Origin of the sequence: Dryocola sp. LX212, assembly GCA_041504365.1 — a bacterium.
In the GTDB taxonomy this organism is placed as follows: Bacteria; Pseudomonadota; Gammaproteobacteria; order Enterobacterales; family Enterobacteriaceae; genus Dryocola.
Window position 1 is genome coordinate 4,543,713 of the sequence record CP167917.1, and the last position, 26,482, is coordinate 4,570,194.

The following is a 26,482-nucleotide window of genomic DNA, read 5'->3' on the forward strand; positions in this document are numbered from 1 at the left end:
GCGGCGCGCCTCGCAAACTGCAAAAAGTCCTTCTCTGAGGAGTGTGATAAAATAGACGCAAGATTAAGACTTCGAATGGGAAAATCATGATGGGGCTTTCCGGCAAAAAAATTGTTCTGTGTGTGAGCGGCGGCATCGCAGCTTATAAAACGCCTGAACTGGTACGTCGCCTGCGCGATCGCGGAGCAGACGTACGCGTGGCGATGACCGAGGCGGCAAAAGCCTTCATTACGCCATTGAGCCTGCAGGCCGTGTCTGGTTACCCGGTGTCGGACAGCCTGCTCGACCCCGCAGCAGAAGCCGCAATGGGCCATATTGAACTGGGTAAATGGGCCGATTTAGTGATGTTAGCCCCAGCCACTGCCGATCTCATCGCGCGGGTGGCGACGGGTATGGCCAACGATCTGGTCAGTACGATTTGCCTTGCCACCCCTTCCCCGATTGCGGTTGTTCCGGCCATGAATCAGCAGATGTATCGCGCAGCAGCAACCCAGCATAATCTTGATGTCCTGTCTTCTCGTGGCCTGCTGATATGGGGTCCAGACAGCGGCAGTCAGGCCTGTGGCGACGTTGGGCCTGGCCGTATGCTTGACCCATTAACCATCGTCGAAATGGCCTTGCAGCATTTTAGCGTAGTCAAAGATCTGCAACATCTTAACGTCATGATCACCGCCGGGCCGACACGCGAACGCCTTGACCCGGTACGCTACATTACCAACGACAGCTCCGGGAAAATGGGTTATGCCATTGCCGAAGCTGCTGCGGCTCGCGGTGCGAGCGTCACTCTGGTTTCCGGCCCGGTCTCTTTACCTACCCCACCGTGGGTAAAACGAATTGATGTGACCTCCGCGCTCGAGATGGAAGCTGCCGTTGGGCAAAATGTGGCAGGCCAGCATATTTTTATCGGCTGTGCGGCCGTGGCAGATTACCGGGCAGCAAGCGTTGCTGATGAAAAAATCAAAAAGCAAGGTGATGAAATCACTCTAAAAATGGTGAAAAACCCGGATATTGTCGCCGGGGTCGCCGCACTTTCGGTCAACAGACCCTACGTCGTTGGGTTTGCCGCCGAAACAACTAATGTGGAAGAATACGCCCGGCAAAAGCGTATCAAGAAGAACCTCGACCTGATTTGTGCAAACGATGTTTCACATGCAGAGCAGGGATTTAACAGTGATAACAACGCATTGCACCTTTTCTGGCAGGAAGGAGACAAAGTCTTACCGCTCGAGCGTAAGTCACTCCTTGGCCATCTCTTATTAGACGAGATCGTTACCCGTTATGATGAAAAAAATCGACGTTAAGATTCTGGACCCGCGTGTAGGCCAGCAATTCCCGCTGCCGACCTATGCCACCTCTGGCTCCGCCGGCCTCGACCTGCGTGCTTGCCTGGACGATGCCGTTGAACTTGCGCCTGGAGCCACCACCCTGGTGCCAACGGGTCTGGCGATTCATATCGGCGATCCTGGTCTTGCTGCCGTTATTCTCCCGCGCTCCGGCCTTGGCCATAAACATGGTGTAGTGCTGGGTAACCTGGTCGGGCTGATAGATTCTGATTATCAGGGCCAGCTTATGGTATCCGTCTGGAATCGCGGGCAAGATAGCTTCACGATCCAACCAGGCGAGCGCATCGCCCAAATGGTGTTTGTGCCGGTTGTGCAGGCCGAATTTAATCTGGTCGAAGATTTTGATGTAAGCGTACGCGGTGAAGGCGGTTTTGGTCACTCCGGTCGTCAGTAAGCTCACTTTATAAACGTAACCACATAGCGTTATAACGTTAAAACAGACCGCAAGCGGTATGCCTGCGGGCGCCGTGTGGCTGCTTGCCTGACAAGTGCTTTATTTCAGGGGTATTTTAGAACATGGCAGAAAAACAGACAGCGAAACGGAATCGTCGCGAAGAAATACTTCAGTCGCTGGCCCAGATGCTTGAATCCAGCGATGGAAGCCAGCGCATTACCACCGCAAAGCTTGCAGCCACCGTGGGCGTTTCTGAAGCGGCACTCTATCGTCATTTTCCCAGCAAAACGAAAATGTTCGATAGCCTGATCGAATTTATAGAAGACAGCCTGATCACCCGCATCAATCTCATTCTCAAAGACGAGAAAGACACTTTTGCCCGTCTGCGGCTGATGGTGCTGCTGATTCTGGGTTTTGGGGAAAAGAACCCGGGGCTGACCCGCATTCTGACAGGACACGCGCTGATGTTTGAACAGGATAAGCTGCAGGGGCGTATCAATCAGCTGTTTGAGCGCATTGAGGTCCAGCTGCGTCAGGTCATGCGTGAGAAGAAAATGCGCGATGGTGAAGGTTTCAGCACCGATGAGGCGCTGCTTGCCAGCCAACTGCTGGCTTTCTGCGAAGGCATGCTTTCTCGCTTCGTGCGAAGCGAGTTCCGTTACTCACCAACGGATGATTTTGATACCCGCTGGCCGCTTATCGCCGCACAGCTTCGCTGAAAAAAGGGCCTGTTTACAGGCCCTGTTTACTACTGACTACACGCCGTATTGCGTACGGTATTCCTTCACGGCCTGCAGGCTTTCTGCCATCTCCGGCTTCTCTTCCAGATAGGCAATCAGATCTTTAAGCGTGATGATCGAGATCACCTGACACTGATAATCGTTTTCCACTTCCTGAATCGCAGATATTTCTCCGCGTCCCCGCTCCTGGCGGTCCAGGGAAATCAGCACACCGGCCAGTGTCGCATCGTTTGCCGCGATAATTTCCATCGACTCACGAATTGCCGTGCCTGCCGTAATAACGTCATCCACCAGCATAACGCGGCCTTCTAATGCGCTTCCTACCAGATTGCCACCTTCGCCATGATCTTTGGCTTCTTTGCGGTTAAAGCAGTAAGGCACATCACGTTCATGATGCTCCGCCAGCGCAACCGCCGTGGTGGTGGCGATAGGGATCCCTTTGTAAGCAGGCCCAAACAGCAAATCAAACTCAATGCCGGAATCCATCAGCGCGGCGGCATAAAAGCGGCCAAGCAGTGCCAGATCGCGCCCGGTATTGAACAGCCCGGCATTGAAGAAATAGGGACTGGTACGTCCGGATTTAAGCGTAAACTCGCCAAACTTAAGTACCTGCCTGCTAAGCGCAAACTCAATAAACTGGCGCTGATACGGTTTCATGGATTCGCTCCTGTAATGTACGGACATAAAAAAGGCGACTGCTTAAGTCGCCTTATAAATCAGTTTACCAGCGCCGCCTTCTGCGACGCGACAATCGATTCAATTCCCCCTCGCGCCAGCGCCAGCAGCGCCAACAGCTCTTCATGGGAGAACGGCTCACCTTCGGCGGTGCCCTGGATCTCAATCATACGACCGTCTTCCATCATCACAACGTTCATATCGGTTTCAGCCGCGGAATCTTCAACGTATTCCAGATCGCAAACCGCTTCGCCTTTCACAATTCCGACAGAAACTGCGGCAACCATGCCCTTCATCGGGTTGGTCTTAAGCTTACCGATCGCCACCAGCTTGTTCAGCGCATCTGCCAGCGCTACGCATGCGCCAGTGATGGAGGCGGTGCGGGTGCCCCCGTCGGCCTGGAGCACATCGCAGTCCAGGGTAATGGTATATTCACCAAGCACTTTAAGGTCGACGGCCGCGCGCAGCGAACGGGCGATCAGGCGCTGGATTTCCAGAGTACGGCCGCCCTGCTTGCCTTTCGCCGCTTCACGGGCGTTACGGGTATGAGTAGAACGCGGCAGCATACCGTATTCTGCGGTGATCCAGCCCTGGCCCTGACCTTTCAGGAAGCGCGGTACGCCTTCTTCGACGGTGGCGGTGCACAGTACTTTGGTATCGCCAAACTCGACCAGCACGGAACCTTCAGCGTGTTTGGTGTAATTACGGGTCAGGGTGACTGGGCGCACTTGTTCGGCGCTACGACCTGATGGACGCATGGGTATTCTCCGGCTAAAACGAATGTGGCTGCGCATTATACGGGCTTCGCGCGCTTATTCCTATCATGCCCGGTCAGGCATGGCTATAATCCTCCCATCGATTGCACAACACGGTTACGAATTATGATCCGCAGTATGACCGCCTATGCCCGGCGTGAAGTAAAAGGCGAATGGGGCAGCGCCTCTTGGGAGTTACGTTCAGTCAACCAGCGTTATCTCGAAACTTATATTCGCATGCCGGAGCAGTTCCGCAGTCTGGAGCCCGTGGCGCGCGAACGCATTCGTACCCGCCTGACGCGCGGCAAGATTGAATGCAATCTGCGTTTTGAACCCGACGCCAGCGCGCAAAGCTCGCTCCTTCTGAACGAAAAGCTGGCAAAACAGCTCGTTGAAGCAGCAAACTGGGTGAAAATGCAAAGCGACGAAGGTGAAATAAACCCGGTTGATATTCTGCGCTGGCCGGGCGTGATGTCCGCTCAGGAGCAGGATCTGGATGCTATCACCGCCGAAATTCTGGCGGCGCTAGACGGCGCGCTGGATGACTTTATCGTCGCCCGCGAAACAGAAGGTCAGGCCCTGAAGGCGCTTATCGAGCTGCGTCTTGAAGGCGTCAGCACCGAAGTCACCAAAGTCCGCGCGCAAATGCCGGAAGTGATGAAGTGGCAGCGCGACCGCCTGGTGGGCAAGCTGGAAGAGGCACAGGTTCAGCTTGAGAACACCCGTCTTGAGCAGGAGCTGGTGCTCATGGCGCAGCGCATTGACGTTGCCGAAGAGCTGGACCGCCTGGAAGCGCACGTCAAGGAAACCTATAACATCCTGAAGAAGAAAGAGGCCGTTGGCCGACGCCTCGACTTTATGATGCAGGAGTTCAACCGCGAATCGAACACCCTGGCGTCAAAATCCATCAATGCCGATATCACGAATTCAGCCATCGAGCTGAAAGTACTAATCGAGCAGATGCGTGAGCAGATCCAGAATATCGAGTAATTGTCATCGTCTGAATGAGGCCCGCCGCAAGCGGGCTTTTTTTCGGCTATAAGCCATAAGACAGTAGCTGCTCTGCCGTTATCAGACCCATTTTTTCCAGTTGTATAGCAACAGCCCGCGAAGAACGCTCAAATTTCATACTCAGCTCTTCTATGTTGCTCCCCGATAAGTGCTCTTGCTCCAGCGTGGATTTTTCCTCTTCTGTCCACGGAAAGTGTGATTTTGCTGGCCTTCCCTCTGCAATATTCCTCTGCTGTCTCTCCTCTGGCGTAAGCTTCGCTTTTTTTTGTTTTTCAGGCTCTGCACTTAGCTCATCAGCCAGCGCAAACAGCATCCTTATCGCTTCTGGTTTATTTGCCAATGACCCAGGGGCCATCATTTCTCCTGTTTCAGGGTTGATCCCATTAGCTAATGTCCTTCGCATCGCACAAATATTCATATCCATACGCTCCGTCATCCTTCTATAAAATTACTAATCCAAAAATCATAAATAGTCATCAGCAAATGCCATAGATACTGGATAAATCAATAATATTGCATAAGTAAATCTAATCTATTTTATATCAGCTTAGAAAATCTCAATCGCGACACACTGCACAAAACGGTACCCTCTGCTGATAGTCCTGGAGGGGTTCATGCTGCTACATATTCTTTATCTGATTGGAATTACCGCCGAGGCGATGACCGGCGCGCTGGCGGCTGGCCGCCGTCGTATGGACACTTTTGGCGTCATTATTATTGCTACGGCCACCGCGTTAGGCGGCGGCTCGGTGCGCGATATCCTGCTGGGACATTACCCGCTCGGCTGGGTTAAACACCCCGAGTACGTGGTTATCGTGGCTATAGCCGCCATTCTGACGACTATTTTTGCCCCCGTAATGCCGCATCTGCGCCGCCTGTTTCTGGTGCTTGATGCTTTGGGTCTGGTGGTCTTTTCCATCATTGGCGCACAGATAGCCCTGGATATGGGCGAAGGCCCAGTCATCGCCATCATTGCCGCCGTCGTTACCGGGGTGTTCGGTGGCGTGCTGCGGGACATGTTCTGCAAACGCATTCCGCTGGTCTTTCAGAAAGAGCTTTACGCCGGTATCGCCTTTGCCTCCGCCGTTTTGTATGTCGTTCTGCAACACTACGTCTCCAGCCAGGATGTTGTGATAATCGCGACATTAATCTTCGGTTTTACCGCACGGCTGCTGGCACTGCGCCTGCGCCTTGGCCTGCCAGTCTTTCATTACAAGCATGCCGATCACTGATCCACAAAACCCTTAATCCCCTGCCGGGCCAGGTAAGCTGCCAGCGTGCTGACGGTTGGATAGTTCACAAATTCAACCAGCTTTTTAGCGCGCGTTGCCCCTATGCCCGGGAGTAATTGCCAGCTGACTTCATCGCGGGCCAGCAGCTCACGCCAGTGCGAATCGGTCATCACATTTAGCGCAGCTTTTGGGATGGGTAATCCAAACGCCAGCAGCCAGCGACGAAACGGTTGCTGGCGCGCCAGGGAGAACTGATGCCAGATTTGTGCCGCCCTGGCAGGTGAGATACCGCTGACCTGGCTGATATCGTCCACGCTTAACTGCAGCCATGAAAAGAGATGCTCAAGGCCGACGGCAAGATGCAGCTGCTGCCACGTGCTCGCTTTAACGCCGCTGATATTCAATACTGCGGGTGTGCTAAGCCAGACCAGGCGTGAAAGAAACTGCTCCCGACACGCCGATGCGCTGTAAAGACAGCTCAGTGGGGTCAGTCTGAGAGGATTGGGCGGCTCTGGCTTATCACGCTGAGTGACCCGCCAGACCACCTCGTCTATACGGGGAATACCCTGCCCCGCAAGGCTTATCATCACCTGGTCCCCCGGCGCGATATCCAGCGCCTGCCAGCGTTTTACCGAACCGACGTTCACGCGCTTAATCTGTTTATCGTCAAGCTGAAGCGGCTCCAGGTCCAGCACCACTGAGATCTTGCCCGTACGGCCTACAGCGAAGCTTATACCCTTCACATCGGCGAGCTGCTGTGCGGGCGGATACTTCCATGCCGCAAGCCAGGTTGACTGACCGGGCTGCCAGAATTTACCGCCAGGTTCTTTTCCCTGATGGATAACGATACCGTCGGTCACAAACGGCAGCGGCGAGCTATACCAGCGTTTTCGTAAGGCTGATATCTCCTCAAGCGTAGAAACAGGTTTTGACCAGGTTTTGGCGAGCACAAAACCGGCTTCGGCTAATGCATCAAGCTTCATCCCAAAATCGGCCGGGCCGTCCGGCCATGCCCAGACAAACACGTCGAACTGATTCAGGAAACCCGGCGCGGCATTACGCATCATAGCGCCCGCGACTTTCCCCCTGGCGTTGAGACCGCCCATAACTTTTTGCATATGCCCAGCGCGCTTCCAGAACAACTCGCCCTGCAAAATGCTATTTGCCAGCGGCCCGGTGACTTTTAGGGGTATCGCATTGATTTTTTCGGCTTTCGCTGTCCAGTCCTCTCCTTTCACGCCATCCCCACGGCTGAGCATCCTGATGAGCTTTCCGTGTTGATAAACAAGGGTGATAGCTACGCCATCCACCTTCGGCTGTACCCACAAATCTGCCTTATTCCCGATCCATTTAGCCACCGCTGCGCTGTCAGAAAGCTTTTTCACGCCGGTATGCGCAACAGGATGCCGGGCTTTTCCGTATGTGGTGAGTTCGGGGAGCGCTTGCGCCGCGCCTGGCTGATAACAATGCTGCCAGCCGTTGAGCCTGGCCCGCAACTGATCGTAGACAGCATCGCTCGTCGTGCTGGAACCATCACGGTAGTAGGCGGTATCCCACTGGGTCAGCTGGGTTTTTAATCTCTCCATTTCCTGACTGGCCTGACCCGGTGACCAGGCCGGGCATGAAGCCCATACACCGCCCGAGCTGAAACAAGTTATTAAGAGCAGAGCTTTTAACCACACCATAGCGACCTCCGTATCAAGACGAAGAGAGATATAGCGCGTTGTTATTTTCACAGCGAGAGCGAGGTATAAACAATGCGGAGCGTTTTCAGAGAAAGTGTTCGCGTTGCATAAACTGAACAAAAAAACTGGAAAATACTGCGCATTTTTCTGCCAAACCGCCCGGGGAGCATGACAAATTCTCCTTGCTGCGGCGTCGCCGTGTATAATAGGCCGGTAAATGCTCTTCTTTTATCCTTACCGAATAAGTTAGAACTCATGGCTCAAGGCACGCTTTATATAGTTTCCGCTCCAAGTGGCGCGGGGAAATCCAGCCTCATTCAGGCTTTGTTAAAAACGCAACCGCTGTATGACACGCAGGTTTCCATTTCCCATACCACTCGTGGCGTACGCCCTGGTGAGAACCATGGTGAACACTATTTCTTCGTTAGCAAGGAAGAGTTCAGGCAGATGATTGCCGAAGATGCCTTCCTCGAACACGCGGAAGTATTCGGTAATTATTACGGCACTTCGCGCCATGCTATTGAGCAGGTTCTGGCAACGGGTGTTGATGTGTTTCTGGATATCGACTGGCAGGGCGCGCAGCAAATTCGCCAGAAAATGCCGCAGGCGCGTAGCATCTTTGTATTGCCGCCGTCGAAAGATGAGTTAGACCGCCGCCTGCGTGGCCGCGGGCAGGACAGCGAAGAGGTCATCGCAAAGCGTATGGAACAGGCCGTTGCCGAAATGAGCCACTACGCTGAATATGATTATCTTATCGTCAACGATGATTTCGACACCGCGCTGTCAGATTTAAAGATTATTATCCGTGCCGAGCGTCTGCGAATGGGCCGCCAAAAAGCACGACATGACGCTTTAATCAGCAAACTATTGGCAGACTGAGCCCAGTTTCAGTATCATGCCCAGTCATTTCTTCATCTGTTGGAGCTTTAAAATATGGCACGCGTAACCGTTCAGGACGCAGTAGAGAAAATTGGTAACCGTTTTGACCTGGTACTGGTCGCCGCACGTCGCGCTCGTCAGATGCAGACGGGTGGTAAAGATCCACTGGTACCTGAAGAAAACGATAAAACGACCGTTATCGCACTGCGCGAAATCGAAGAAGGGTTGATCACCAACCAGATTCTCGATGTGCGTGATCGTCAGGAGCAGCAAGAGCAGGAAGCCGCAGAACTGCAGGCCGTTACCGCTATTGCTGAAGGTCGTCGTTAACTAGCCCTGCGGGTAGCCCTTGTATCTGTTTGAAAGCCTGAATCAGCTGATTCAACAATACTTGCCCGAGGAGCAGATTAAGCGCCTTCGGCAAGCTTATCTTGTCGCACGTGATGCTCACGAGGGACAAGCACGTTCAAGCGGTGAACCCTATATCACCCATCCCGTAGCGGTTGCCTGCATTCTGGCCGAGATGAAACTCGACTATGAAACGCTGATGGCGGCCCTGCTGCATGATGTGATCGAAGACACCCCCGCCACCTATCAGGATATGGAACAGCTGTTTGGCAAAAGCGTTGCCGAACTGGTGGAAGGGGTTTCTAAGCTCGACAAACTGAAATTCCGCGATAAGAAAGAGGCGCAGGCCGAAAACTTCCGCAAAATGATCATGGCGATGGTGCAGGATATCCGCGTCATTCTGATCAAACTCGCTGATCGCACGCACAATATGCGCACCTTGGGCTCTTTGCGTCCGGACAAGCGCCGCCGCATCGCCCGCGAAACCCTCGAAATCTACAGCCCGCTGGCTCACCGTCTTGGTATTCATCACCTGAAAACCGAGCTGGAAGAACTGGGCTTTGAAGCGCTCTACCCGAACCGTTACCGCGTTATTAAAGAAGTGGTCAAAGCGGCGCGCGGCAACCGTAAAGAGATGATTCAGAAAATCCTCTCGGAAATCGATGGGCGTTTGCAGGAAGCCGGCATCCCTTGCCGCGTCAGCGGTCGGGAAAAACACCTCTACTCCATCTACTGCAAAATGACGCTTAAAGAGCAGCGTTTCCACTCGATCATGGACATCTACGCCTTCCGCGTTATCGTTCATGACATGGACACCTGCTACCGCGTCCTTGGCCAGATGCACAGCCTCTATAAGCCGCGTCCTGGCCGGGTGAAAGACTATATCGCCATTCCAAAGGCGAACGGCTATCAGTCGTTACACACCTCCATGATTGGCCCGCACGGCGTGCCGGTTGAAGTGCAGATCCGTACCGAAGATATGGACCAGATGGCAGAGATGGGAGTTGCGGCACACTGGGCTTATAAAGAGCAGGGTGAGAGCAGCACTACTGCGCAAATCCGTGCCCAGCGCTGGATGCAAAGCCTGCTGGAACTCCAGCAGAGCGCCGGTAGCTCATTTGAATTTATCGAGAGCGTTAAATCCGATCTTTTCCCGGATGAGATTTACGTTTTCACCCCGGAAGGACGCATTGTCGAACTGCCGGCGGGCGCAACCCCGGTCGACTTCGCCTACGCGGTGCATACCGATATCGGCCACGCCTGCGTGGGTGCCCGCGTAGACCGCCAGCCCTATCCGCTGTCCCAGCCGCTGACCAGTGGTCAGACTATCGAAATTATTACCGCACCGGGCGCACGTCCGAACGCGGCCTGGCTTAACTTTGTCGTCAGCTCTAAAGCGCGCGCCAAAATCCGCCAGATGCTAAAAAACCTCAAGCGCGACGACTCGGTGAGCCTGGGCCGCCGTTTGCTGAATCATGCTTTAGGCGGCAGCCGCAAGCTTGCCGAGATCCCACCGGAAAGCATCCAGCGTGAGCTTGAGCGCATGAAGCTCGCCTCGCTTGATGACTTACTGGCGGAGATTGGCCTGGGCAACGCCATGAGCGTTGTGGTAGCGAAGAACCTGCAGGGTGATTCCCCAACCGCGTTGCAACCCGGCACAATGCCGCACAGCCATCTGCCTATCAAAGGCGCGGACGGCGTGCTAATCACCTTTGCGAAATGCTGCCGCCCGATTCCCGGCGACCCGATTGTCGCGCATGTCAGCCCGGGCAAAGGGCTGGTTATCCACCATGAGTCCTGCCGCAACATCCGTGGCTACCAGAAAGAGCCGGAGAAGTTTATGGCGGTGGAGTGGGATAAAGAGGCAGAGCAGGAGTTCGTCACCGAAATCAAGGTGGATATGTTCAACCACCAGGGTGCGCTGGCAAACCTGACGGCGGCGCTAAACAACGCGGGCTCCAATATTCAAAGCCTGAATACCGAAGAGAAAGATGGCCGCGTCTATAGCGCGTTCATTCGCCTGACCGCCCGCGATCGTATCCATCTGGCAAACCTCATGCGTAAAATCCGCGTGATGCCGGACGTGATTAAAGTCACCCGCAACAGAAACTAGCTATGAATCCTCAACGTTATGCGCGTATCTGCGAAATGCTCGCCAGGCGCCAGCCTGACCTGACCGTCTGCATGGAGCAGGTTCATAAGCCCCATAACGTCTCGGCGATTATCCGTACGGCGGACGCGGTGGGCGTGCATGAAGTCCACGCCGTCTGGCCGGGGAACCGCATGCGGACCATGGCCTCTTCTGCGGCGGGCAGCAACGCCTGGGTCGAAGTGAAAACCCACCGTACGATTGGCGATGCGGTCGCTCAGCTCAAAAGCTGCGGCATGCAGATCCTCGCCACCAACCTGTCCGATAAGGCCGTCGACTTCCGCGAGATAGATTACACGCGCCCGACCTGCATCCTGATGGGCCAGGAGAAAACTGGCATTACGGCTGAAGCCTTAGCACTGGCTGACCAGGATATCATTATTCCGATGATCGGCATGGTGCAGTCGCTTAACGTCTCCGTGGCCTCCGCGCTTATTCTCTACGAAGCGCAGCGCCAGCGTCAGAACGCTGGCATGTACCAGCGCGAAAACAGCACTCTGCCGGAACCTGAACAGCAGCGCCTGCTGTTTGAGGGCGGTTACCCTGTGCTGGCACGCGTCTCTCGTCGTAAAGGTCTGCCCTACCCCCATGTCAATCAGCAAGGTGAGATCGAAGCTGATGCCGCATGGTGGGCCACAATGCAATCCGCGGAGTGATCCCATGAAAGGCCGTTTGCTGGATGCCATACCGTTAAGCACGCTTGCCGGGGTCGGCGCCAGTCAGAGCGGCAAGCTGGCCAAAATTGGCCTGCACACCATTCAGGATCTCCTGTTGCATCTCCCGCTGCGCTACGAAGACCGCACGCATCTCTACCCTATCAATGACCTTGTGCCTGGCGTTCACGCCACGGTAGAAGGCGAAGTGCTGAACTCAAACATTAGCTTTGGTCGCCGCCGTATGATGACCTGCCAAATCAGCGACGGCACCGGCATCCTGACGATGCGCTTCTTTAATTTCAATGCGGCAATGAAAAACAGCCTTTCGGCAGGGAAGCGTGTGCTTGCGTACGGCGAGGCAAAGCGCGGGACGCACGGCGCAGAGATGATTCACCCCGAATACCGCATTCAGGGCGATCTCAGCACGCCTGAGCTGCAGGAGACGCTGACGCCCGTTTATCCCACAACCGAAGGCATCCGCCAGGCCACGCTGCGCAAACTGACGGACCAGGCGCTGGAGCTGCTTGATACCTGCGCCATTACGGAGCTGCTGCCGCCGGAGCTAAGCCAGGGGATGATGAGCCTGCCCCAGGCGCTGCGCACGCTGCACCGCCCGCCGCCGGACATGAAGCTTAGCGATCTGGAAACCGGCAAACATCCGGCCCAGCAGCGTTTAATCCTTGAAGAGCTGCTCGCCCATAACCTGAGCATGCTGGCACTGCGTGCCGGTGCCCAGCGCTATCATGCACTGCCGTTGGTAAACCACGATGAGCTGAAAAACCGCCTGCTGGCCGCGCTACCGTTTAAGCCTACCGGAGCGCAGGAAAGAGTGGTTGGCGAAATCGAACGGGATATGGCATTAGACGTACCGATGATGCGCCTGGTGCAGGGCGACGTTGGTTCGGGTAAAACGCTGGTTGCCGCGCTCACCGCGCTTCGTGCTATTGCCCACGGCAAACAGGTTGGCCTGATGGCCCCGACGGAGCTACTCGCCGAACAGCACGCCAATAATTTCCGCCAGTGGTTTGAGCCGCTGGGCATTGAGGTTGGCTGGCTTGCCGGGAAGCAAAAAGGCAAAGCGCGTATCGCCCAGCAGGAGGCCATTGCCAGCGGTCAGGTATCGATGGTTGTCGGCACCCACGCTATTTTCCAGGAGCAGGTGCAGTTTGCCGGGCTGGCACTGGTGATCATCGATGAGCAGCACCGCTTTGGCGTCCACCAGCGGCTCGCCCTGTGGGAGAAAGGTCAGGTCCAGGGCTTCCACCCGCATCAGCTGATCATGACCGCCACGCCAATCCCACGCACGCTGGCGATGACTGCCTATGCCGATCTGGATACTTCAGTAATAGACGAACTGCCTCCGGGCCGTACGCCGGTCACCACCGTCGCCATCGCGGATACGCGTCGCAGTGAGATTATCGAACGCGTGCGCGGCGCCTGCACAACAGAAAAGCGCCAGGTCTACTGGGTTTGTACGTTAATCGAGGAATCGGAACTTCTGGAAGCCCAGGCGGCGGAAGTCACCTGGGAAGAGCTGAAAGCTGCTCTGCCCGATCTTAACGTAGGGCTGGTTCACGGGCGCATGAAGCCGGTGGAAAAGCAGGCGGTGATGAAGGCGTTTAAAGAGGGCAGCATTCATCTGCTTATCGCCACAACGGTCATTGAAGTCGGTGTGGATGTGCCAAACGCCAGCCTGATGATTATTGAAAACCCCGAGCGTCTGGGCCTTGCGCAACTCCACCAGCTGCGTGGCCGCGTAGGGCGAGGCGCCGTGGCATCACACTGCGTGCTGCTTTATAAATCACCATTGTCCAAAACGGCGCAGTTACGCCTGCAGGTGCTGCGGGACAGCAACGATGGCTTTGTGATAGCGCAAAAAGATCTGGAGATTCGTGGGCCAGGTGAGCTGCTCGGCACTCGCCAGACGGGGAGCGCCGAGTTTAAAGTGGCTGATTTACTGCGCGATCAGGCGATGATCCCGGAAGTGCAGCGGCTTGCCCGCCATATCCATGAGCGCTATCCGCATCAGGCAGCCGCATTAATTGAACGCTGGATGCCCGAAACGGAACGCTATTCAAACGCCTGATTAGCCAAACAGCGGCAGAAGCAGGTAGAGCTTAATTACCAGCGCGTTAACAATGTCGATAAAGAACGCCCCTACCATCGGCACGACCAGGAAGGCCATATGCGAAGGCCCGAAGCGCTCTGTAATCGCCTGCATATTGGCAATGGCCGTCGGTGTAGCCCCAAGCCCGAATCCACAGTGGCCAGCCGCCAGTACCGCTGCATCGTAATTTTTCCCCATCAGACGATAGGTCACGAAGATGGCATACAGCGCCATAAAGACGGCCTGCACGGTTAAAATGGCCAGCATCGGCAGCGCAAGGGAAGCCAGTTCCCACAGCTTAAGGCTCATCAGCGCCATCGCCAGGAACAGCGACAGGCAGAGGTTGCCCAGCACCGACACCGCCCGCTCAAATACGCGGTAGAAACCCAGCAGTGACATGGTATTGCTGAGGATTACCCCAACAAACAGCACGCAGACGAAGGTTGGCAGTTCAAACGCAGTGCCCTGAATCGCCTGTGCAGCCAGCTTTCCTACAGTCAAACAGATGGCGATCATGGCGATGGTTTCCACCAGCACCAGTGAAGTGATCACACGCCCTACCTCTGGCTTTTCAAACGCCGTTGGGATTTCGCTGTCTTCCGGTGTCCCTTCCGGATTGGAGGAGTGTTTAACCAAATAGCGCGCAACCGGCCCACCAATCAGCCCGCCGAGTACCAGCCCGAAGGTGGCGCACGCCAAGGCGACTTCAGTTGCGTTCTGGAAGCCGTAGCGCTCGGTGAAGAGCTTGCTCCATGCCGCACCGGTACCGTGACCGCCCGAAAGAGTAATCGAACCCGCCAGTAAACCCATTAATGGATCCAGCCCTAACAGGCTCGCCATACCAATGCCGATGGCATTCTGCATCACCAGTAGGCCAACCACCACGATCAGGAAGATGCCGACGATTTTACCGCCGGCACGCAGACTGGCGAGATTGGCATTCAGGCCAATGGTGGCGAAGAAGGCGAGCATCAGCGGATCTTTCAGGGTCATATCAAAATCGATTTCCCAATCCATACTTTTTTTCAGCACCAGCAGGGCGAAGGCAACCAATAGTCCACCTGCTACCGGCTCGGGGATCGTATACTTTTTAAGAAGCGGTACGGAGTGGACCATTTTCCTGCCCAGCAGCAGCACAAGCGTTGCCGCAACCAGGGTCGAGAGGGTGTCGAGATGAATCATAAGAGTACTCCTTTTTGCGCGTTTATAGATCAGCGCTTAGTCATTCCTTCACTTATACGCAGGGTCTGGAAAAATCAGCAGCTGGATTTTACCCAAAAAACAGTCATTCGTTATATAAAAACGTCGTTATATGAGTTTTAAATATTAAGACCATCACTATGCAATCGTTTGCTTTTACACTTCAGTCCGCTAAAATCTTCGCTTTTCCAGCAAGAGATTCCTCTGATGTCCGTAAACGCCGTTGAGTCAGAAAATGCGCAACCGATTGCATCGACTCCTCCCAGTGAGCTCATCTACCGCCTTGAAGACAGACCTCCCCTGCCGCAAACCCTTTTCGCCGCCTGCCAGCACCTGCTGGCGATGTTCGTTGCGGTTATCACACCGGCGCTGCTGATCTGTCAGGCGTTGGGATTACCGGCAACGGACACCCAGCATATTATCAGCATGTCGCTGTTCGCATCCGGTGTGGCCTCTATTATTCAGATCAAAGCCTGGGGGCCGGTTGGCTCCGGCCTGCTGTCGATTCAGGGGACCAGTTTTAACTTTGTCTCTCCGCTGATTATGGGCGGCATGGCGCTGAAGAATGGCGGTGCCGACGTGCCCACCATGATGGCGGCGCTGTTCGGCACGCTGATGCTGGCAAGCTGTACCGAGATGGCGCTGTCCCGCGTGCTGCACCTTGCCCGGCGCATTATCACGCCGCTGGTTTCCGGGGTCGTAGTAATGATTATCGGCCTGTCGCTGATTCAGGTTGGCCTGAACTCCATCGGCGGTGGCTATGCCGCCATGAGCGACCACACCTTCGGCGCGCCAAAAAACCTGATGCTGGCCGGTGCCGTGTTACTGGTCATCATTCTTCTTAACCGCCAACGCAACCCTTATCTGCGCGTGGCCTCGCTGGTTATCGCTATGGCCGTTGGCTACGCGCTTGCCTGGGCGATGGATATGCTGCCGCAGGTCACCGCGCCGACGAACACCGATTTGATTATGGTGCCAACGCCGCTCTATTACGGGCTGGGGATTGACTGGAACCTGCTGATCCCGCTGATGCTGGTGTTTATGGTAACCTCGCTGGAAACTATCGGTGATATTACCGCCACCTCTGACGTGTCCGAGCAGCCCGTTTCAGGCCCGGTATACATGAAGCGCCTGAAGGGCGGCGTGCTGGCGAACGGCCTCAACTCCTGTGTCTCCGCAGTCTTCAACACCTTCCCGAACTCCTGCTTCGGTCAGAATAACGGTGTTATCCAGCTGACCGGCGTCGCCAGCCGCTACGTTGGTTTCGTTGTGGCACTGATGCTGATCGTGCTCGGCCTGTTCCCCGCAGTGAGCGGTTTTGTTCAGCATATTCCCGAGCCGGTGTTGGGCGGCGCAACTATCGTGATGTTCGGTACTATTGCCGCGTCCGGCGTGCGCATCGTCTCCCGCGAACCGCTTAACCGCCGCGCCATAATGATTATAGCGCTGTCGCTCGCCGTCGGCATGGGTGTATCCCAGCAGCCGCTGATTCTGCAGTTCGCGCCTGACTGGCTAAAGACGCTTCTTTCTTCCGGCATTGCCGCCGGTGGCATAACCGCTATCGTGCTGAACCTGATTTTCCCGCCAGAGAAAGATTGATGCCCCTCACGCGCCTGGGAATTATTTAAACCGGCGCGTGAAACCTGCCCTGACAATCTCATCCTTGAGCTATAACGGTAAATGGGGCATAACACCCATTACCGAAACTTCATGGGATGGAAGACAATGAAATTTCTCGGAAAGCTAATCGTAGTTATCCTTGTTGCCTTACTGGTACTGCTCGTTGCCGCCTGGCTTTTACTGCAGACTCGCTGGGGAGCGAGCCAGCTCAGCGGCTGGGTAAATGAAAATACCGGTTACCAGTTCTCGTTTGAAAACATGGATAACCGCTGGGCTTCCCCCACCCACGTTACGCTTAATAAAGTCACGTTCGGGCGAAAAGGTCAGCCCGCAACGCTGGTTGCGCAGGTCGTTGATATCGGCCTGAGCACGCGTCAGTTCTCGGAGCCGCTCCACGTTGATACCATTTTGCTGAAAGATGGCACCCTGAACCTGACCCCAACGGCGGCCCCTTTACCTTTCAAAGCCGACCAGCTACAGCTGAGCGATATGGCGCTGAACAGCCCGGGCTCCGAGTGGGATTTACGCGCCCAGCGCGTGAACGGCGGTATTTCGCCGTGGCACCCCGAAGCAGGGAAAGTGCTGGGCAAGACCGCCGATATTCAGTTCAGCGCGGGCTCCATGACGCTTAACGGCGTTCCGGCGAGCAATGTCCTGCTGCAGGGGGCAATCAATAACGACCGGGTGACTCTCTCTAACATCGGCGCGGATATGGCTCGTGGTTCACTTACCGGCAATGCCAGCCGCAGCCCGGACGGCTCGTGGCAGGTCGGCAGCCTGCGTATGAACGATATCCGCCTGCAAACGGACAAATCGATTACCGATTTCATTGCGCCGGTTACCACCGTTCCCTCGCTGAAAATAGGCAGCCTGGAGATAACGGATGCGCGCCTGGAAGGCAAAGACTGGGCGGTGACCGATTTAGATCTGAGCCTGCGCAACCTGACGCTGGCCAACGGCGGCTGGCAGACAGAGGACGGCAGGCTGTCGCTGAATGCCAGCAGCTTTATCAATGGCTCAATGCAGCTTAACGATCCCATTGTGAACATAGATTTCACGCCGCAGGCCGCCGTGCTGCGCCAGTTCACCTCCCGATGGGAAAGAGGCATCGTGCGTGCCTCAGGCCAGTGGCTTCGTGGGGACAGGAGGCTGGAACTGGATGAGGTGGCGCTGTCGGGACTGGAGTATACGCTGCCTGCGAACTGGCAGGCGCTGTGGCTGGAGCCGCTGCCGGAATGGCTTAACAGCGTGACGGTTAAAAAATTTTCCGCAAACCGCAACCTGATCATCGACATCAATCCGGACTTCCCGTTCCAGCTCACCTCGCTGGATGGCATGGGTAATAACTTAACGGTGGTGCGCGACAGGCAATGGGGGATGTGGGATGGAAATCTAATGCTGAACGCAGCGTCAGCCACGTTCAACCGGGTAGACGTACGCCGTCCATCTATATCGCTCGTGGCAAACACAAATCAGATTACGATTTCCGAGCTGAGCGCATTTGCAGGTAAAGGGATGCTGGAGGCGACGGGGGCGATTTCACAATCACCGCAGCGGAACGCCGCCATCAATCTGCGCGGGCGCTCCGTGCCGGTAAACACTTTGCAGCAGTGGGGATGGCCTGAGGTGCCGCTCTCCGGCGACGGCAACCTGCAGCTTTCGGTGACGGGTAATCTAGCCGCGAAAATGCCCTTGAAACCAACGGTTAATGGCACATTACGCGCCACAGGGGCAGACGGTAAGCTGATTGAGCAGAGAATGCAGAACGGGGACGTGCCAACGGAGCCGACAGCGGCTCTGGACAGCTACTCCTCTTCGTTGCCGCCCTCTTCCAGCGGCCCGAACGGCTTAGCAGGAAGCACCAGATAAACGCCTTCAAAAACGGCACCCATGGTGTCGTCGCCGTAAAGCTCAACCTGCAGGGCAACGCGAGCTTTACGGCCCCGTGCCAGGCGGTCCAGATCGCCGCTCAGTGACCCCAGATCCGCTATCGCGCCCGGCCTTCCGGTAATCGGGCTGCTGTAACGGATATGCGCATCCGCGAGTATTATCGTGCCGCCCAGATGGCGTTCGCGCAGCATCAACCAGATAAGCCCCCAGCCAGTTAGCGTGGCCAGCGAGAACAGACTGCCAGCAAACAGCGTCTGATGTGGATTTTGATTGCCCGCTTCCGGCATGGTAGTAATGAATTTCTGGCCGGTGTACTGCTGGATGCGTACGCCCATCTTTTCGCTGAGTGGGATATGTTCGTACCAGGCCTGCTGCAGCTGTCCACACCAGTCGGCGCGATGCAGGATATCGTCCAGAGAGGCCACCGGTTTTATCATCAGGAAGTGGCGTACGGGCGTCGTTTGCGGGGTAGTGATCTCCCCCTGGTTCTCAAAGCCCAGCTTGGCAAAGAACTCCACCGCGTCTTCGCGGGCGCTGCACACGACGCGCTTCACCCCTTCCTGCCGCGCGACGGACTCGAGGGTCATCGCCATCAGCGTCCCCAGCCCTTTGTCCTGCACGGATGGATGGACAGCCATAAAGCGAATGGCCGCTTCGTTATCGGCATTGATATACAGACGGCCAATAGCAACCGTATTGCCTTCTTCGTCCACCACCATCTGGTGATGGGCCATGGCATCCCAGGCATCGCGCTCTGAGCCCTTCGGCTGGTGCAGGGGCTTGCGCAGCATTTCCCAGCGGAACTGGTAGTAGCGCTCAAGTTCTTCTTCGGTTTCTGGTACGCGAAGGTGATACATACATGCACTCTCTCTTGTTGCGCGGAACCGTCAAAAATAGCGGCGTAATCAGACCTGCAGCCAGAACGTCACCGGGCCGTCGTTAGTCAGCGATACGTGCATATCCGCAGCAAAGCGTCCTGTTTCAGCTACGACTCCCTGGCTTCGACAGCGGGTGACGAAATACTCGTACAACGCTTCTGCCTGCTCTGGCGCAGCACCTCCCGAAAAGCTCGGGCGCCTGCCACGCTCGGTATCTGCCGCAAGCGTAAACTGGGAAACCACCAGCACGCTGCCGCCGGCCTGCTGCACGTTGAGGTTCATCTTGCCGTTTTCGTCGCTGAAAATTCGGTAGCCTAAAACACGTTCGCACAGGCGGTTAGCTTTCTGTTCGTTGTCTTCTTTTTCGACACCCAATAACACTAAAAGTCCCGGACCAATTTCACCGGTGGTTTCACCCTCTACGGTAACGCTGGCGTGGGTGACGCGCTGAATTAATGCAATCATGGTTCTTCCTGAATTTCCTGCTGTGCTTCAATGCGAAGCTTACGATACTCCCCGAGAGTGACAGTAATTTCCGCCCCGAGCAACACGATACACCACGTCCAGTAGACCCAAACAAACAAAATCGGGATCACCGCCAGCACGCCGTAAATCAGCTGATAAGAAGGGAACATAGTGATGTAGAGCGCGAAGCCTTTCTTACCTAATTCGAAGAGCAGAGCAGCAACTAATGAGCCAATCATGGCGTCTTTCACCGGCACGCGGGCAATAGGCACGATGCTGTAAAGCATCCAGAACGACAGCCAGGAGAGCAGCAGCGGGAAGATGCGCAACACCTGGTCAATCATGCTGTTAAAGCCCGTTATCCAGTACATGGAAAGCAAGTAGGAACTCAGGGCCAGGCTTGCCCCGGCCAGCAGCGGCCCAAGCGTGAGGATCATCCAGTACACGGCAAAGGAGTAAATTTTTGGCCGGGTCTTTTTGCTGCGCCAGATGGTATTCAGCGCGCTGTCCACGGCATACATCAGCAGCAAAGCCGTGACGATAAGCCCGCAGGCGCCTACTGCCGTCATTTTGCTGGAGTTAGCGACGAACTGCTCGATATAGCGCTGGATAATGTCGCCGGTGGAAGGGATAAAGTTCGAAAATATAAAGTGCCGCAGCTGAACGCTGACGTCTGAGAACATTGGAAATGCGGCAAACAGCGCAAAAACGACGGCGATAAACGGCACCAGCGACAGTAGCGACACGTAGGCCAGGTTACCCGCGAGGGTCGTCATGTTGTCCTGGTCTATACGCTGCCAGAGCAGTTTGCCCCAGGCAACGCATGGCCTGAGGCATGTAACGGTGGTGCGACGAACGTCTTTTAGCATGGATTCTTCGCGAAATAATCAGGCACGGTCTCTTTACCGGTCACAAGAACGCTGGTGATACCCACCTGTTGAGCCCCTTTTATATTATCGGCGTTATCGTCAAAAAAGATTGCCCGATCCGCAGGCATTCCCTCTTCCTGAAGGAGTTTAAGGTAGATGTCAGGCTCCGGTTTGCGCGTCCCCATCTCCTGTGAGAGATAGATTTTATCCGCTGCCTCGGCAATTTCCGGGTATTCCCCCGGCCAGAAGTTCGTGTGTAAACGGTTGGTATTGGACAGGACTACCACGCGATGCCCTTTCTCGCGAAGCTGCTTCATCACGGCAATGACTTCCGGGCGCAGGGCGACAAACACCGCCTGCCAGCCTGCCGCAAACTGATCAAAGCTCAGCGCCATTCCCATCTCATCGCAAACGGCGGCAGCAAACTCTTCATCCGTTATCTCCCCCCGCTCGTGGCGATGGAAAGCTTCCCCCATCACAAAGCTGTTTTTTAAGTTCGCCAGCGGGACCCGGCTGAGATCGCTCCACACCCCCATGACGCGGTTGAAGTCGATATCAACAATGACGTTACCTAAATCAAAGATATACAGCATAAGCCTCTCCTTTGCGCATGGACAAATAACTGTAGCGGTAAAGGAAGGCTTTGACTATGGGTGCGTATGACCTGTTTAGGGATCTGGGAGGTACACGCAAAAAAAAGCCCCGTCTTTGCAGACAGGGCTCTGATACTGTGCAGAAAAGAAACTTACGCTTCTTTGCCGCCACGACCCGCGCGTTTGCGGTCGTTTTCAGTCAGGTGACGCTTACGAATACGGACGGAGGTAGGGGTAACTTCTACCAGTTCGTCGTCATCGATGAACTCCAGCGCCTGCTCCAGGGACATTTTCTGTGCCGGAACCAGGGTAGTCGCTTCGTCAGTACCGGACGCACGCATGTTGGTCAGTTTCTTACCGGTCAGGCAGTTTACGGTCAGGTCGTTAGAACGACTGTGAATACCGATGATCTGACCTTCATAAACTTCCGCACCGTGGCCCAGGAACAGCTTACCGCGGTCCTGCAGGCTGAACAGCGCAAACGCAACGGCTTTACCCTGACCGTTAGAGATCAGTACGCCGTTCTGACGCTGGCCGATTTCGCCAGGCTTCACGTCGTCGTAGTGGCTGAAGGTGGAGTACAGCAGACCGGTACCGGAAGTCATGGTCATGAACTCGGTACGGAAGCCGATCAGGCCACGTGCCGGGATCAGGTAATCCAGACGGATACGACCTTTGCCGTCAGGGATCATGTCTTTAACATCGCCCTTACGCTCACCCATCGCCTGCATCACAGAACCCTGGTGCTGTTCTTCGATATCCAGCGTCACGTTTTCGAACGGCTCCTGCATGCGGCCATCGATCATACGGTTGATAACTTTCGGACGGGACACGGCCAGTTCGAAGCCTTCACGACGCATGTTTTCGATCAGTACAGACAGGTGCAGTTCACCACGGCCGGATACACGGAACGCGTCCGCGTCTTCGGTTTCTTCAACGCGCAGCGCAACGTTGTGCACCAGCTCTTTGTTCAGGCGGTCAAGGATCTGACGGGAGGTAACGTACTTACCTTCTTTACCACAGAACGGAGAGGTGTTGACGTTGAAGAACATGGTCACCGTTGGTTCATCTACGGACAGCGCTGGCAGCGCTTCAACGTTTTGCGTGTCGCAAAGGGTGTCGGAGATGTTCAGTTCGCCCAGACCGGTGATAGCGATGATATCGCCCGCTTCGGCTTCGGTGGATTCAATACGCTCCAGACCGAGGTGAGTCAGGACTTTACCGACTTTACCGTTACGAGTTTTGCCTTCGCTGTCGATGATGGTGATCTGCTGGTTAGGCTTCACTTTACCGCGCTTGATGCGACCGATGCCGATAACACCAACGTAGTTGTTGTAGTCGAGCTGGGAGATTTGCATCTGGAACGGACCATCAAGGTCAACGCTTGGCGCTTTAACGTGGTCAACAATCGCCTGGTACAGCGGAGTCATGTCTTCCGCCATATCAGTGTGATCGTTACCCGCGATACCCATCAGTGCAGATGCATAGATGATTGGGAAGTCGAGCTGCTCGTCGCTTGCGTCGAGGTTAACGAACAGGTCGAAGACCTGATCCACAACCCAGTCAGGACGCGCGCCAGGACGGTCAACTTTGTTGATAACCACGATTGGCTTCAGACCATGTGCAAAGGCCTTTTTGGTCACAAAGCGCGTCTGCGGCATTGGGCCATCCATTGCGTCAACGACCAGCAGAACGGAGTCTACCATGGACATTACACGTTCAACTTCACCACCGAAGTCGGCGTGCCCAGGGGTATCAACGATGTTGATACGGTAGTCATTCCATTTGATAGCGGTGTTTTTAGCGAGGATGGTAATCCCACGCTCTTTCTCCAAATCGTTGGAGTCCATCACGCGTTCGGTAGCTTCAGCACGTTCGTTACTGAAAGTACCAGATTGCTGCAGCAGCTTATCAACCAGGGTAGTTTTACCATGGTCAACGTGCGCGATGATGGCGATGTTACGCAGATTTTCGATCACAACTTTGCCTCAGGCATTAGAAATAGCGCGTTATTGTACACGTATTAATCGAAGGACAGAACAGGATCACAAAGAACCTTTACAAACAATGTTGAAAGTAAGGGATTGTGATCGCTTTCACGGAGCTAAAAAGGGAGCTAAAACGTAAATTGCACCAATATGGTGCCCATTTTTCACACTGGAGCACTATATTGGTGCAAGTTATCCATCATGGTGCAGCCCTTTTGCACTATAGTGCGCATGATAACGCCTTTTTGGGGTAATTTAAAAGTTGGCACAGATTTCGCTTTATAAGTTTCAGGGCGAAAAGCCACTTTTAATAAAATTATCAGACCTCGTTACCACGACGACAATGACCAATCCGGGAGAGTTAAGTATGTCCGCTGAACACGTTTTGACGATGCTGAATGAGCATGAAGTGAAATTTGTTGATTTGCGCTTCACTGACACCAAGGGTAAAGAACAGCACGTTACAATCCCTGCTCACCAGGTGAATGCTGAATTCTTCGAAGAAGGCAAAATGTTTGACGGCTCCTCGATTGGCGGCTGGAAAGGCATCAATGAATCCGACATGGTGCTGATGCCAGACGCGTCTACCGCAGTCATCGACCCGTTCTTCGCCGATTCTACCCTGATCATTCGTTGTGACATTCTTGAGCCAGGTACCCTGCAGGGTTATGACCGCGACCCGCGCTCCATCGCGAAACGCGCGGAAGACTACCTGCGTTCTACCGGTCTGGCTGATACCGTCCTGTTCGGGCCAGAACCAGAGTTCTTCCTGTTCGACGACATCCGTTTCGGCAGCTCCATCTCCGGCTCCCACGTTGCTATCGATGATATCGAAGGCGCATGGAACACCGGCACCAAATACGAAGGCGGCAACAAAGGCCACCGTCCTGCAGTGAAAGGCGGTTACTTCCCGGTTCCACCAGTCGACTCCGCACAGGACCTGCGTTCTGCAATGTGTCTGACCATGGAGCAGATGGGCCTGGTTGTTGAAGCTCACCACCACGAAGTGGCAACGGCTGGTCAGAACGAAGTGGCAACCCGCTTCAACACCATGACCAAAAAAGCTGATGAAATTCAGATCTACAAATACGTCGTGCACAACGTTGCTCACGCTTACGGCAAAACTGCGACCTTCATGCCAAAACCAATGTTTGGCGACAACGGTTCCGGTATGCACTGCCACATGTCCCTGTCCAAGAACGGCGTAAACCTGTTCGCTGGCGACAAATATGCGGGCCTGTCTGAGCAAGCGCTGTACTACATCGGCGGCGTTATCAAGCACGCTAAAGCGATCAACGCCCTGTCTAACCCGACAACTAACTCCTACAAGCGTCTGGTCCCGGGTTACGAAGCTCCTGTTATGCTGGCTTACTCTGCCCGTAACCGTTCAGCTTCTATCCGTATCCCAGTGGTTGCGTCCCCTAAAGCACGTCGTATCGAAGTGCGCTTCCCGGACCCGGCGGCTAACCCATACCTGTGCTTCGCCGCGCTGCTGATGGCTGGCCTTGACGGTATCAAAAACAAAATCCATCCGGGCGAAGCGATGGACAAAAACCTGTATGACCTGCCGCCGGAAGAAGCGAAAGAGATCCCACAGGTTGCAGGCTCTCTGGAAGAAGCACTGAACTGCCTGAACGAAGACCGCGAGTTCCTGACCGCGGGCGGCGTGTTCACTGACGACGCTATCGATGCCTACATCGCCCTGCGTATCGAGGAAAATGACCGCGTGCGCATGACGCCGCACCCGGTAGAGTTCGAGTTGTACTATAGCGTTTAAGAAAAGCAGCGCTTAAGAAAAAGTACATCGTCGGATTAAACGTTTTTTGTTGCCGTGGAAACTTTCAGCCCATCTTCGGATGGGCTTTTTTCTCCACAAAATAACTGGTTAAACAGGGATTTTTACCAGCGGACAACTATAATGCACCAACATGGTGCATAACCCGGAGACGGCTGTATGGCAACTGGCACGCTGCCCGATGCTGGGCAGATCCTGAACTCCCTGATTAACAGCATCCTGCTGGTCGATGACGAGCTGGCGGTTCATTACGCGAACCCTGCCGCACAACAGTTGCTGGCCCAAAGTTCACGTAAACTTTACGGCACGCCGCTACCGGACCTGCTGAGCTACTTCTCATTAAATATTGGCCTGATGCAGGAGAGCCTGATCGCCGGCCAAGGGTTTACCGATAACGAAGTGACCCTGGTGATTGACGGGCGCTCCCATATTCTTTCTCTGACGGCACAGCGTCTGCCAGAAGGGCTGATCCTGATGGAAATGGCGCCGATGGATAACCAGCGTCGCTTAAGTCAGGAGCAGTTACAGCACGCCCAGCAGATAGCCGCACGTGACTTAGTGCGTGGGCTTGCACACGAAATCAAAAATCCGCTGGGCGGACTGCGCGGGGCAGCACAGCTGCTGGCAAAAGCATTGCCGGACCCGTCGCTGAAGGAATACACCAACGTTATTATTGAGCAGGCAGACCGCCTGCGTAACCTGGTGGACAGGTTATTAGGCCCCCAGCAGCCCGGCATGCATGTCACCGAAAGCATTCATAAAGTGACCGAGCGCGTGATGAAACTCGTGTCGATGGAGCTGCCGGAAAACGTCATCCTGGTACGCGATTACGACCCAAGCCTGCCTGAGTTCCCGCATGACCCGGATCAGATTGAGCAGGTTTTGTTGAATATAGTACGTAACGCGTTACAGGCACTGGGCCGCGATGGCGGCCAAATTGTCCTGCGTACCCGCACAGCTTTCCAGCTGACGCTGCACGGGACGCGCTACCGCCTGGCGGCCCGAATTGATATCGAAGATAACGGTCCGGGCATTCCGGCCGCGCTCCAGGACACGCTGTTTTACCCGATGGTCAGCGGACGTGAGGGTGGCACAGGTCTTGGCCTGTCCATCGCGCGCAGCCTTATCGATCAGCACTCCGGGAAAATAGAATTTAACAGTTGGCCAGGTCATACCGAATTTTCCGTTTATCTGCCTATTCGCCAGTGAG

24 protein-coding genes are annotated in these 26,482 nt (G+C 55.0%); 14 read left to right on the top strand and 10 right to left on the bottom strand.

The window, feature by feature from the left end; all coding sequences use genetic code 11:
• The first annotated feature begins 89 nt into the window (after nt 1–89).
• The 3 genes from coaBC (at nt 90) to slmA (ending at nt 2,456) form a co-directional block, all read left to right on the top strand.
• Complete coding sequence (gene coaBC / locus ACA108_21790; GenBank protein XEX98183.1) at nt 90–1,301, top strand: bifunctional phosphopantothenoylcysteine decarboxylase/phosphopantothenate--cysteine ligase CoaBC; 1,212 nt, start codon at nt 90–92, stop codon at nt 1,299–1,301.
• Nucleotides 1,279–1,737 carry a dUTP diphosphatase gene (gene dut, locus ACA108_21795; GenBank protein ID XEX95901.1) on the top strand — a complete coding sequence of 153 codons (459 nt, stop codon included), beginning with the start codon at nt 1,279–1,281 and terminating at the stop codon, nt 1,735–1,737. The genes coaBC and dut overlap by 23 nt, the downstream gene beginning before the upstream one ends.
• A gap of 122 nt (nt 1,738–1,859) precedes the next feature.
• Nucleotides 1,860–2,456 (top strand): nucleoid occlusion factor SlmA, encoded by a 597-nt coding sequence (gene slmA / locus ACA108_21800; GenBank protein XEX95902.1) that lies wholly within the window; start codon nt 1,860–1,862, stop codon nt 2,454–2,456.
• Nucleotides 2,457–2,492: 36 nt separating this feature from the next.
• Here the strand turns inward: slmA and pyrE are convergent, their stop codons facing one another.
• Nucleotides 2,493–3,134, bottom strand: coding sequence for an orotate phosphoribosyltransferase (pyrE, locus tag ACA108_21805; protein ID XEX95903.1), 642 nt, complete (start codon nt 3,132–3,134; stop codon nt 2,493–2,495).
• 59 nt (nt 3,135–3,193) lie between these two features.
• Nucleotides 3,194–3,910, bottom strand: a complete 717-nt coding sequence (gene rph, locus ACA108_21810; GenBank protein ID XEX95904.1) for a ribonuclease PH — start codon at nt 3,908–3,910, stop codon at nt 3,194–3,196.
• Between the two features lie 123 nt (nt 3,911–4,033).
• Between rph and ACA108_21815 the strand changes: the two genes are divergently transcribed.
• A complete protein-coding gene (locus ACA108_21815) occupies nt 4,034–4,897 on the top strand; it encodes a YicC/YloC family endoribonuclease (protein ID XEX95905.1) in 864 nt (287 codons plus the stop codon).
• Between the two features lie 46 nt (nt 4,898–4,943).
• On the opposite strand, the gene ACA108_21820 is transcribed toward ACA108_21815, so the two are convergent.
• Nucleotides 4,944–5,336 carry a hypothetical protein gene (locus ACA108_21820; protein ID XEX98184.1) on the bottom strand — a complete coding sequence of 131 codons (393 nt, stop codon included), beginning with the start codon at nt 5,334–5,336 and terminating at the stop codon, nt 4,944–4,946.
• 196 nt (nt 5,337–5,532) lie between these two features.
• Between ACA108_21820 and ACA108_21825 the strand changes: the two genes are divergently transcribed.
• Nucleotides 5,533–6,150, top strand: coding sequence for a trimeric intracellular cation channel family protein (locus ACA108_21825; GenBank protein XEX95906.1), 618 nt, complete (start codon nt 5,533–5,535; stop codon nt 6,148–6,150).
• Here the strand turns inward: ACA108_21825 and ligB are convergent.
• Nucleotides 6,144–7,835, bottom strand: coding sequence for an NAD-dependent DNA ligase LigB (gene ligB / locus ACA108_21830; GenBank protein XEX95907.1), 1,692 nt, complete (start codon nt 7,833–7,835; stop codon nt 6,144–6,146). The two genes, ACA108_21825 and ligB, sit on opposite strands and share 7 nt — an antisense overlap.
• A gap of 255 nt (nt 7,836–8,090) precedes the next feature.
• Here ligB and gmk point away from each other — a divergent pair, with 255 nt between their 5' ends.
• The 5 genes from gmk to recG are packed head-to-tail and all read left to right on the top strand — an operon-like array spanning nt 8,091 to nt 13,953.
• Nucleotides 8,091–8,714, top strand: coding sequence for a guanylate kinase (gene gmk / locus ACA108_21835; protein XEX95908.1), 624 nt, complete (start codon nt 8,091–8,093; stop codon nt 8,712–8,714).
• 54 nt (nt 8,715–8,768) lie between these two features.
• Entirely contained in the window at nt 8,769–9,044 is a 276-nt protein-coding gene (gene rpoZ, locus ACA108_21840) for a DNA-directed RNA polymerase subunit omega (GenBank protein ID XEX95909.1), read from the top strand.
• Between the two features lie 19 nt (nt 9,045–9,063).
• Nucleotides 9,064–11,175: a bifunctional GTP diphosphokinase/guanosine-3',5'-bis pyrophosphate 3'-pyrophosphohydrolase gene (spoT, locus tag ACA108_21845; protein XEX95910.1), complete on the top strand. Its 2,112-nt coding sequence runs from the start codon at nt 9,064–9,066 to the stop codon at nt 11,173–11,175.
• A 2-nt stretch (nt 11,176–11,177) separates the two neighbouring features.
• Nucleotides 11,178–11,867 carry a tRNA (guanosine(18)-2'-O)-methyltransferase TrmH gene (trmH, locus tag ACA108_21850; GenBank protein ID XEX95911.1) on the top strand — a complete coding sequence of 230 codons (690 nt, stop codon included), beginning with the start codon at nt 11,178–11,180 and terminating at the stop codon, nt 11,865–11,867.
• A 4-nt stretch (nt 11,868–11,871) separates the two neighbouring features.
• Nucleotides 11,872–13,953 (top strand): ATP-dependent DNA helicase RecG, encoded by a 2,082-nt coding sequence (gene recG / locus ACA108_21855; GenBank protein ID XEX95912.1) that lies wholly within the window; start codon nt 11,872–11,874, stop codon nt 13,951–13,953.
• On the opposite strand, the gene gltS is transcribed toward recG, so the two are convergent.
• Nucleotides 13,954–15,156 (bottom strand): sodium/glutamate symporter, encoded by a 1,203-nt coding sequence (gene gltS / locus ACA108_21860; protein XEX95913.1) that lies wholly within the window; start codon nt 15,154–15,156, stop codon nt 13,954–13,956.
• A gap of 225 nt (nt 15,157–15,381) precedes the next feature.
• Here gltS and ACA108_21865 point away from each other — a divergent pair, with 225 nt between their 5' ends.
• Together ACA108_21865 and ACA108_21870 are read left to right on the top strand one after the other, a co-directional pair.
• Nucleotides 15,382–16,773 (top strand): NCS2 family protein, encoded by a 1,392-nt coding sequence (locus ACA108_21865; protein XEX95914.1) that lies wholly within the window; start codon nt 15,382–15,384, stop codon nt 16,771–16,773.
• Between the two features lie 126 nt (nt 16,774–16,899).
• Nucleotides 16,900–18,663: an AsmA family protein gene (locus ACA108_21870; protein XEX95915.1), complete on the top strand. Its 1,764-nt coding sequence runs from the start codon at nt 16,900–16,902 to the stop codon at nt 18,661–18,663.
• On the opposite strand, the gene fabY is transcribed toward ACA108_21870, so the two are convergent.
• From fabY to typA, 5 genes are all read right to left on the bottom strand, one after another.
• Complete coding sequence (gene fabY / locus ACA108_21875) at nt 18,600–19,541, bottom strand: fatty acid biosynthesis protein FabY (GenBank protein XEX95916.1); 942 nt, start codon at nt 19,539–19,541, stop codon at nt 18,600–18,602. The genes ACA108_21870 and fabY overlap by 64 nt on opposite strands.
• 48 nt (nt 19,542–19,589) lie before the next feature.
• Nucleotides 19,590–20,027: a D-aminoacyl-tRNA deacylase gene (gene dtd, locus ACA108_21880; protein XEX95917.1), complete on the bottom strand. Its 438-nt coding sequence runs from the start codon at nt 20,025–20,027 to the stop codon at nt 19,590–19,592.
• Nucleotides 20,024–20,896 (bottom strand): virulence factor BrkB family protein, encoded by an 873-nt coding sequence (locus ACA108_21885; GenBank protein XEX95918.1) that lies wholly within the window; start codon nt 20,894–20,896, stop codon nt 20,024–20,026. The genes dtd and ACA108_21885 overlap by 4 nt, the downstream gene beginning before the upstream one ends.
• Nucleotides 20,890–21,489, bottom strand: coding sequence for a glucose-1-phosphatase (gene yihX / locus ACA108_21890; GenBank protein ID XEX95919.1), 600 nt, complete (start codon nt 21,487–21,489; stop codon nt 20,890–20,892). Before yihX ends, ACA108_21885 begins: the two co-directional genes overlap by 7 nt.
• Before the next feature lie 152 nt (nt 21,490–21,641).
• Nucleotides 21,642–23,468 (bottom strand): ribosome-dependent GTPase TypA, encoded by a 1,827-nt coding sequence (gene typA / locus ACA108_21895; protein ID XEX95920.1) that lies wholly within the window; start codon nt 23,466–23,468, stop codon nt 21,642–21,644.
• A 376-nt stretch (nt 23,469–23,844) separates the two neighbouring features.
• On the opposite strand from typA, the gene glnA reads away from it, so the two are divergent.
• Nucleotides 23,845–25,254, top strand: coding sequence for a glutamate--ammonia ligase (gene glnA / locus ACA108_21900; GenBank protein XEX95921.1), 1,410 nt, complete (start codon nt 23,845–23,847; stop codon nt 25,252–25,254).
• 177 nt (nt 25,255–25,431) lie between these two features.
• A complete protein-coding gene (gene glnL, locus ACA108_21905) occupies nt 25,432–26,481 on the top strand; it encodes a nitrogen regulation protein NR(II) (GenBank protein XEX95922.1) in 1,050 nt (349 codons plus the stop codon).
• Nucleotide 26,482 lies beyond the last annotated feature (1 nt).

Bases quoted from the DNA above. Each gene is read 5' to 3' on its own strand.
- coaBC (XEX98183.1), top strand. From the start codon at position 90: ATGGGGCTTTCCGGCAAAAAAATTGTTCTGTGTGTGAGCGGCGGCATC.
- dut (XEX95901.1), top strand. From the start codon at position 1,279: ATGATGAAAAAAATCGACGTTAAGATTCTGGACCCGCGTGTAGGCCAG.
- slmA (XEX95902.1), top strand. From the start codon at position 1,860: ATGGCAGAAAAACAGACAGCGAAACGGAATCGTCGCGAAGAAATACTT.
- pyrE (XEX95903.1), bottom strand. From the start codon at position 3,134: ATGAAACCGTATCAGCGCCAGTTTATTGAGTTTGCGCTTAGCAGGCAG.
- rph (XEX95904.1), bottom strand. From the start codon at position 3,910: ATGCGTCCATCAGGTCGTAGCGCCGAACAAGTGCGCCCAGTCACCCTG.
- ACA108_21815 (XEX95905.1), top strand. From the start codon at position 4,034: ATGATCCGCAGTATGACCGCCTATGCCCGGCGTGAAGTAAAAGGCGAA.
- ACA108_21820 (XEX98184.1), bottom strand. From the start codon at position 5,336: ATGAATATTTGTGCGATGCGAAGGACATTAGCTAATGGGATCAACCCT.
- ACA108_21825 (XEX95906.1), top strand. From the start codon at position 5,533: ATGCTGCTACATATTCTTTATCTGATTGGAATTACCGCCGAGGCGATG.
- ligB (XEX95907.1), bottom strand. From the start codon at position 7,835: ATGGTGTGGTTAAAAGCTCTGCTCTTAATAACTTGTTTCAGCTCGGGC.
- gmk (XEX95908.1), top strand. From the start codon at position 8,091: ATGGCTCAAGGCACGCTTTATATAGTTTCCGCTCCAAGTGGCGCGGGG.
- rpoZ (XEX95909.1), top strand. From the start codon at position 8,769: ATGGCACGCGTAACCGTTCAGGACGCAGTAGAGAAAATTGGTAACCGT.
- trmH (XEX95911.1), top strand. From the start codon at position 11,178: ATGAATCCTCAACGTTATGCGCGTATCTGCGAAATGCTCGCCAGGCGC.
- recG (XEX95912.1), top strand. From the start codon at position 11,872: ATGAAAGGCCGTTTGCTGGATGCCATACCGTTAAGCACGCTTGCCGGG.
- gltS (XEX95913.1), bottom strand. From the start codon at position 15,156: ATGATTCATCTCGACACCCTCTCGACCCTGGTTGCGGCAACGCTTGTG.
- ACA108_21865 (XEX95914.1), top strand. From the start codon at position 15,382: ATGTCCGTAAACGCCGTTGAGTCAGAAAATGCGCAACCGATTGCATCG.
- ACA108_21870 (XEX95915.1), top strand. From the start codon at position 16,900: ATGAAATTTCTCGGAAAGCTAATCGTAGTTATCCTTGTTGCCTTACTG.
- fabY (XEX95916.1), bottom strand. From the start codon at position 19,541: ATGTATCACCTTCGCGTACCAGAAACCGAAGAAGAACTTGAGCGCTAC.
- dtd (XEX95917.1), bottom strand. From the start codon at position 20,027: ATGATTGCATTAATTCAGCGCGTCACCCACGCCAGCGTTACCGTAGAG.
- ACA108_21885 (XEX95918.1), bottom strand. From the start codon at position 20,896: ATGCTAAAAGACGTTCGTCGCACCACCGTTACATGCCTCAGGCCATGC.
- yihX (XEX95919.1), bottom strand. From the start codon at position 21,489: ATGCTGTATATCTTTGATTTAGGTAACGTCATTGTTGATATCGACTTC.
- glnA (XEX95921.1), top strand. From the start codon at position 23,845: ATGTCCGCTGAACACGTTTTGACGATGCTGAATGAGCATGAAGTGAAA.
- glnL (XEX95922.1), top strand. From the start codon at position 25,432: ATGGCAACTGGCACGCTGCCCGATGCTGGGCAGATCCTGAACTCCCTG.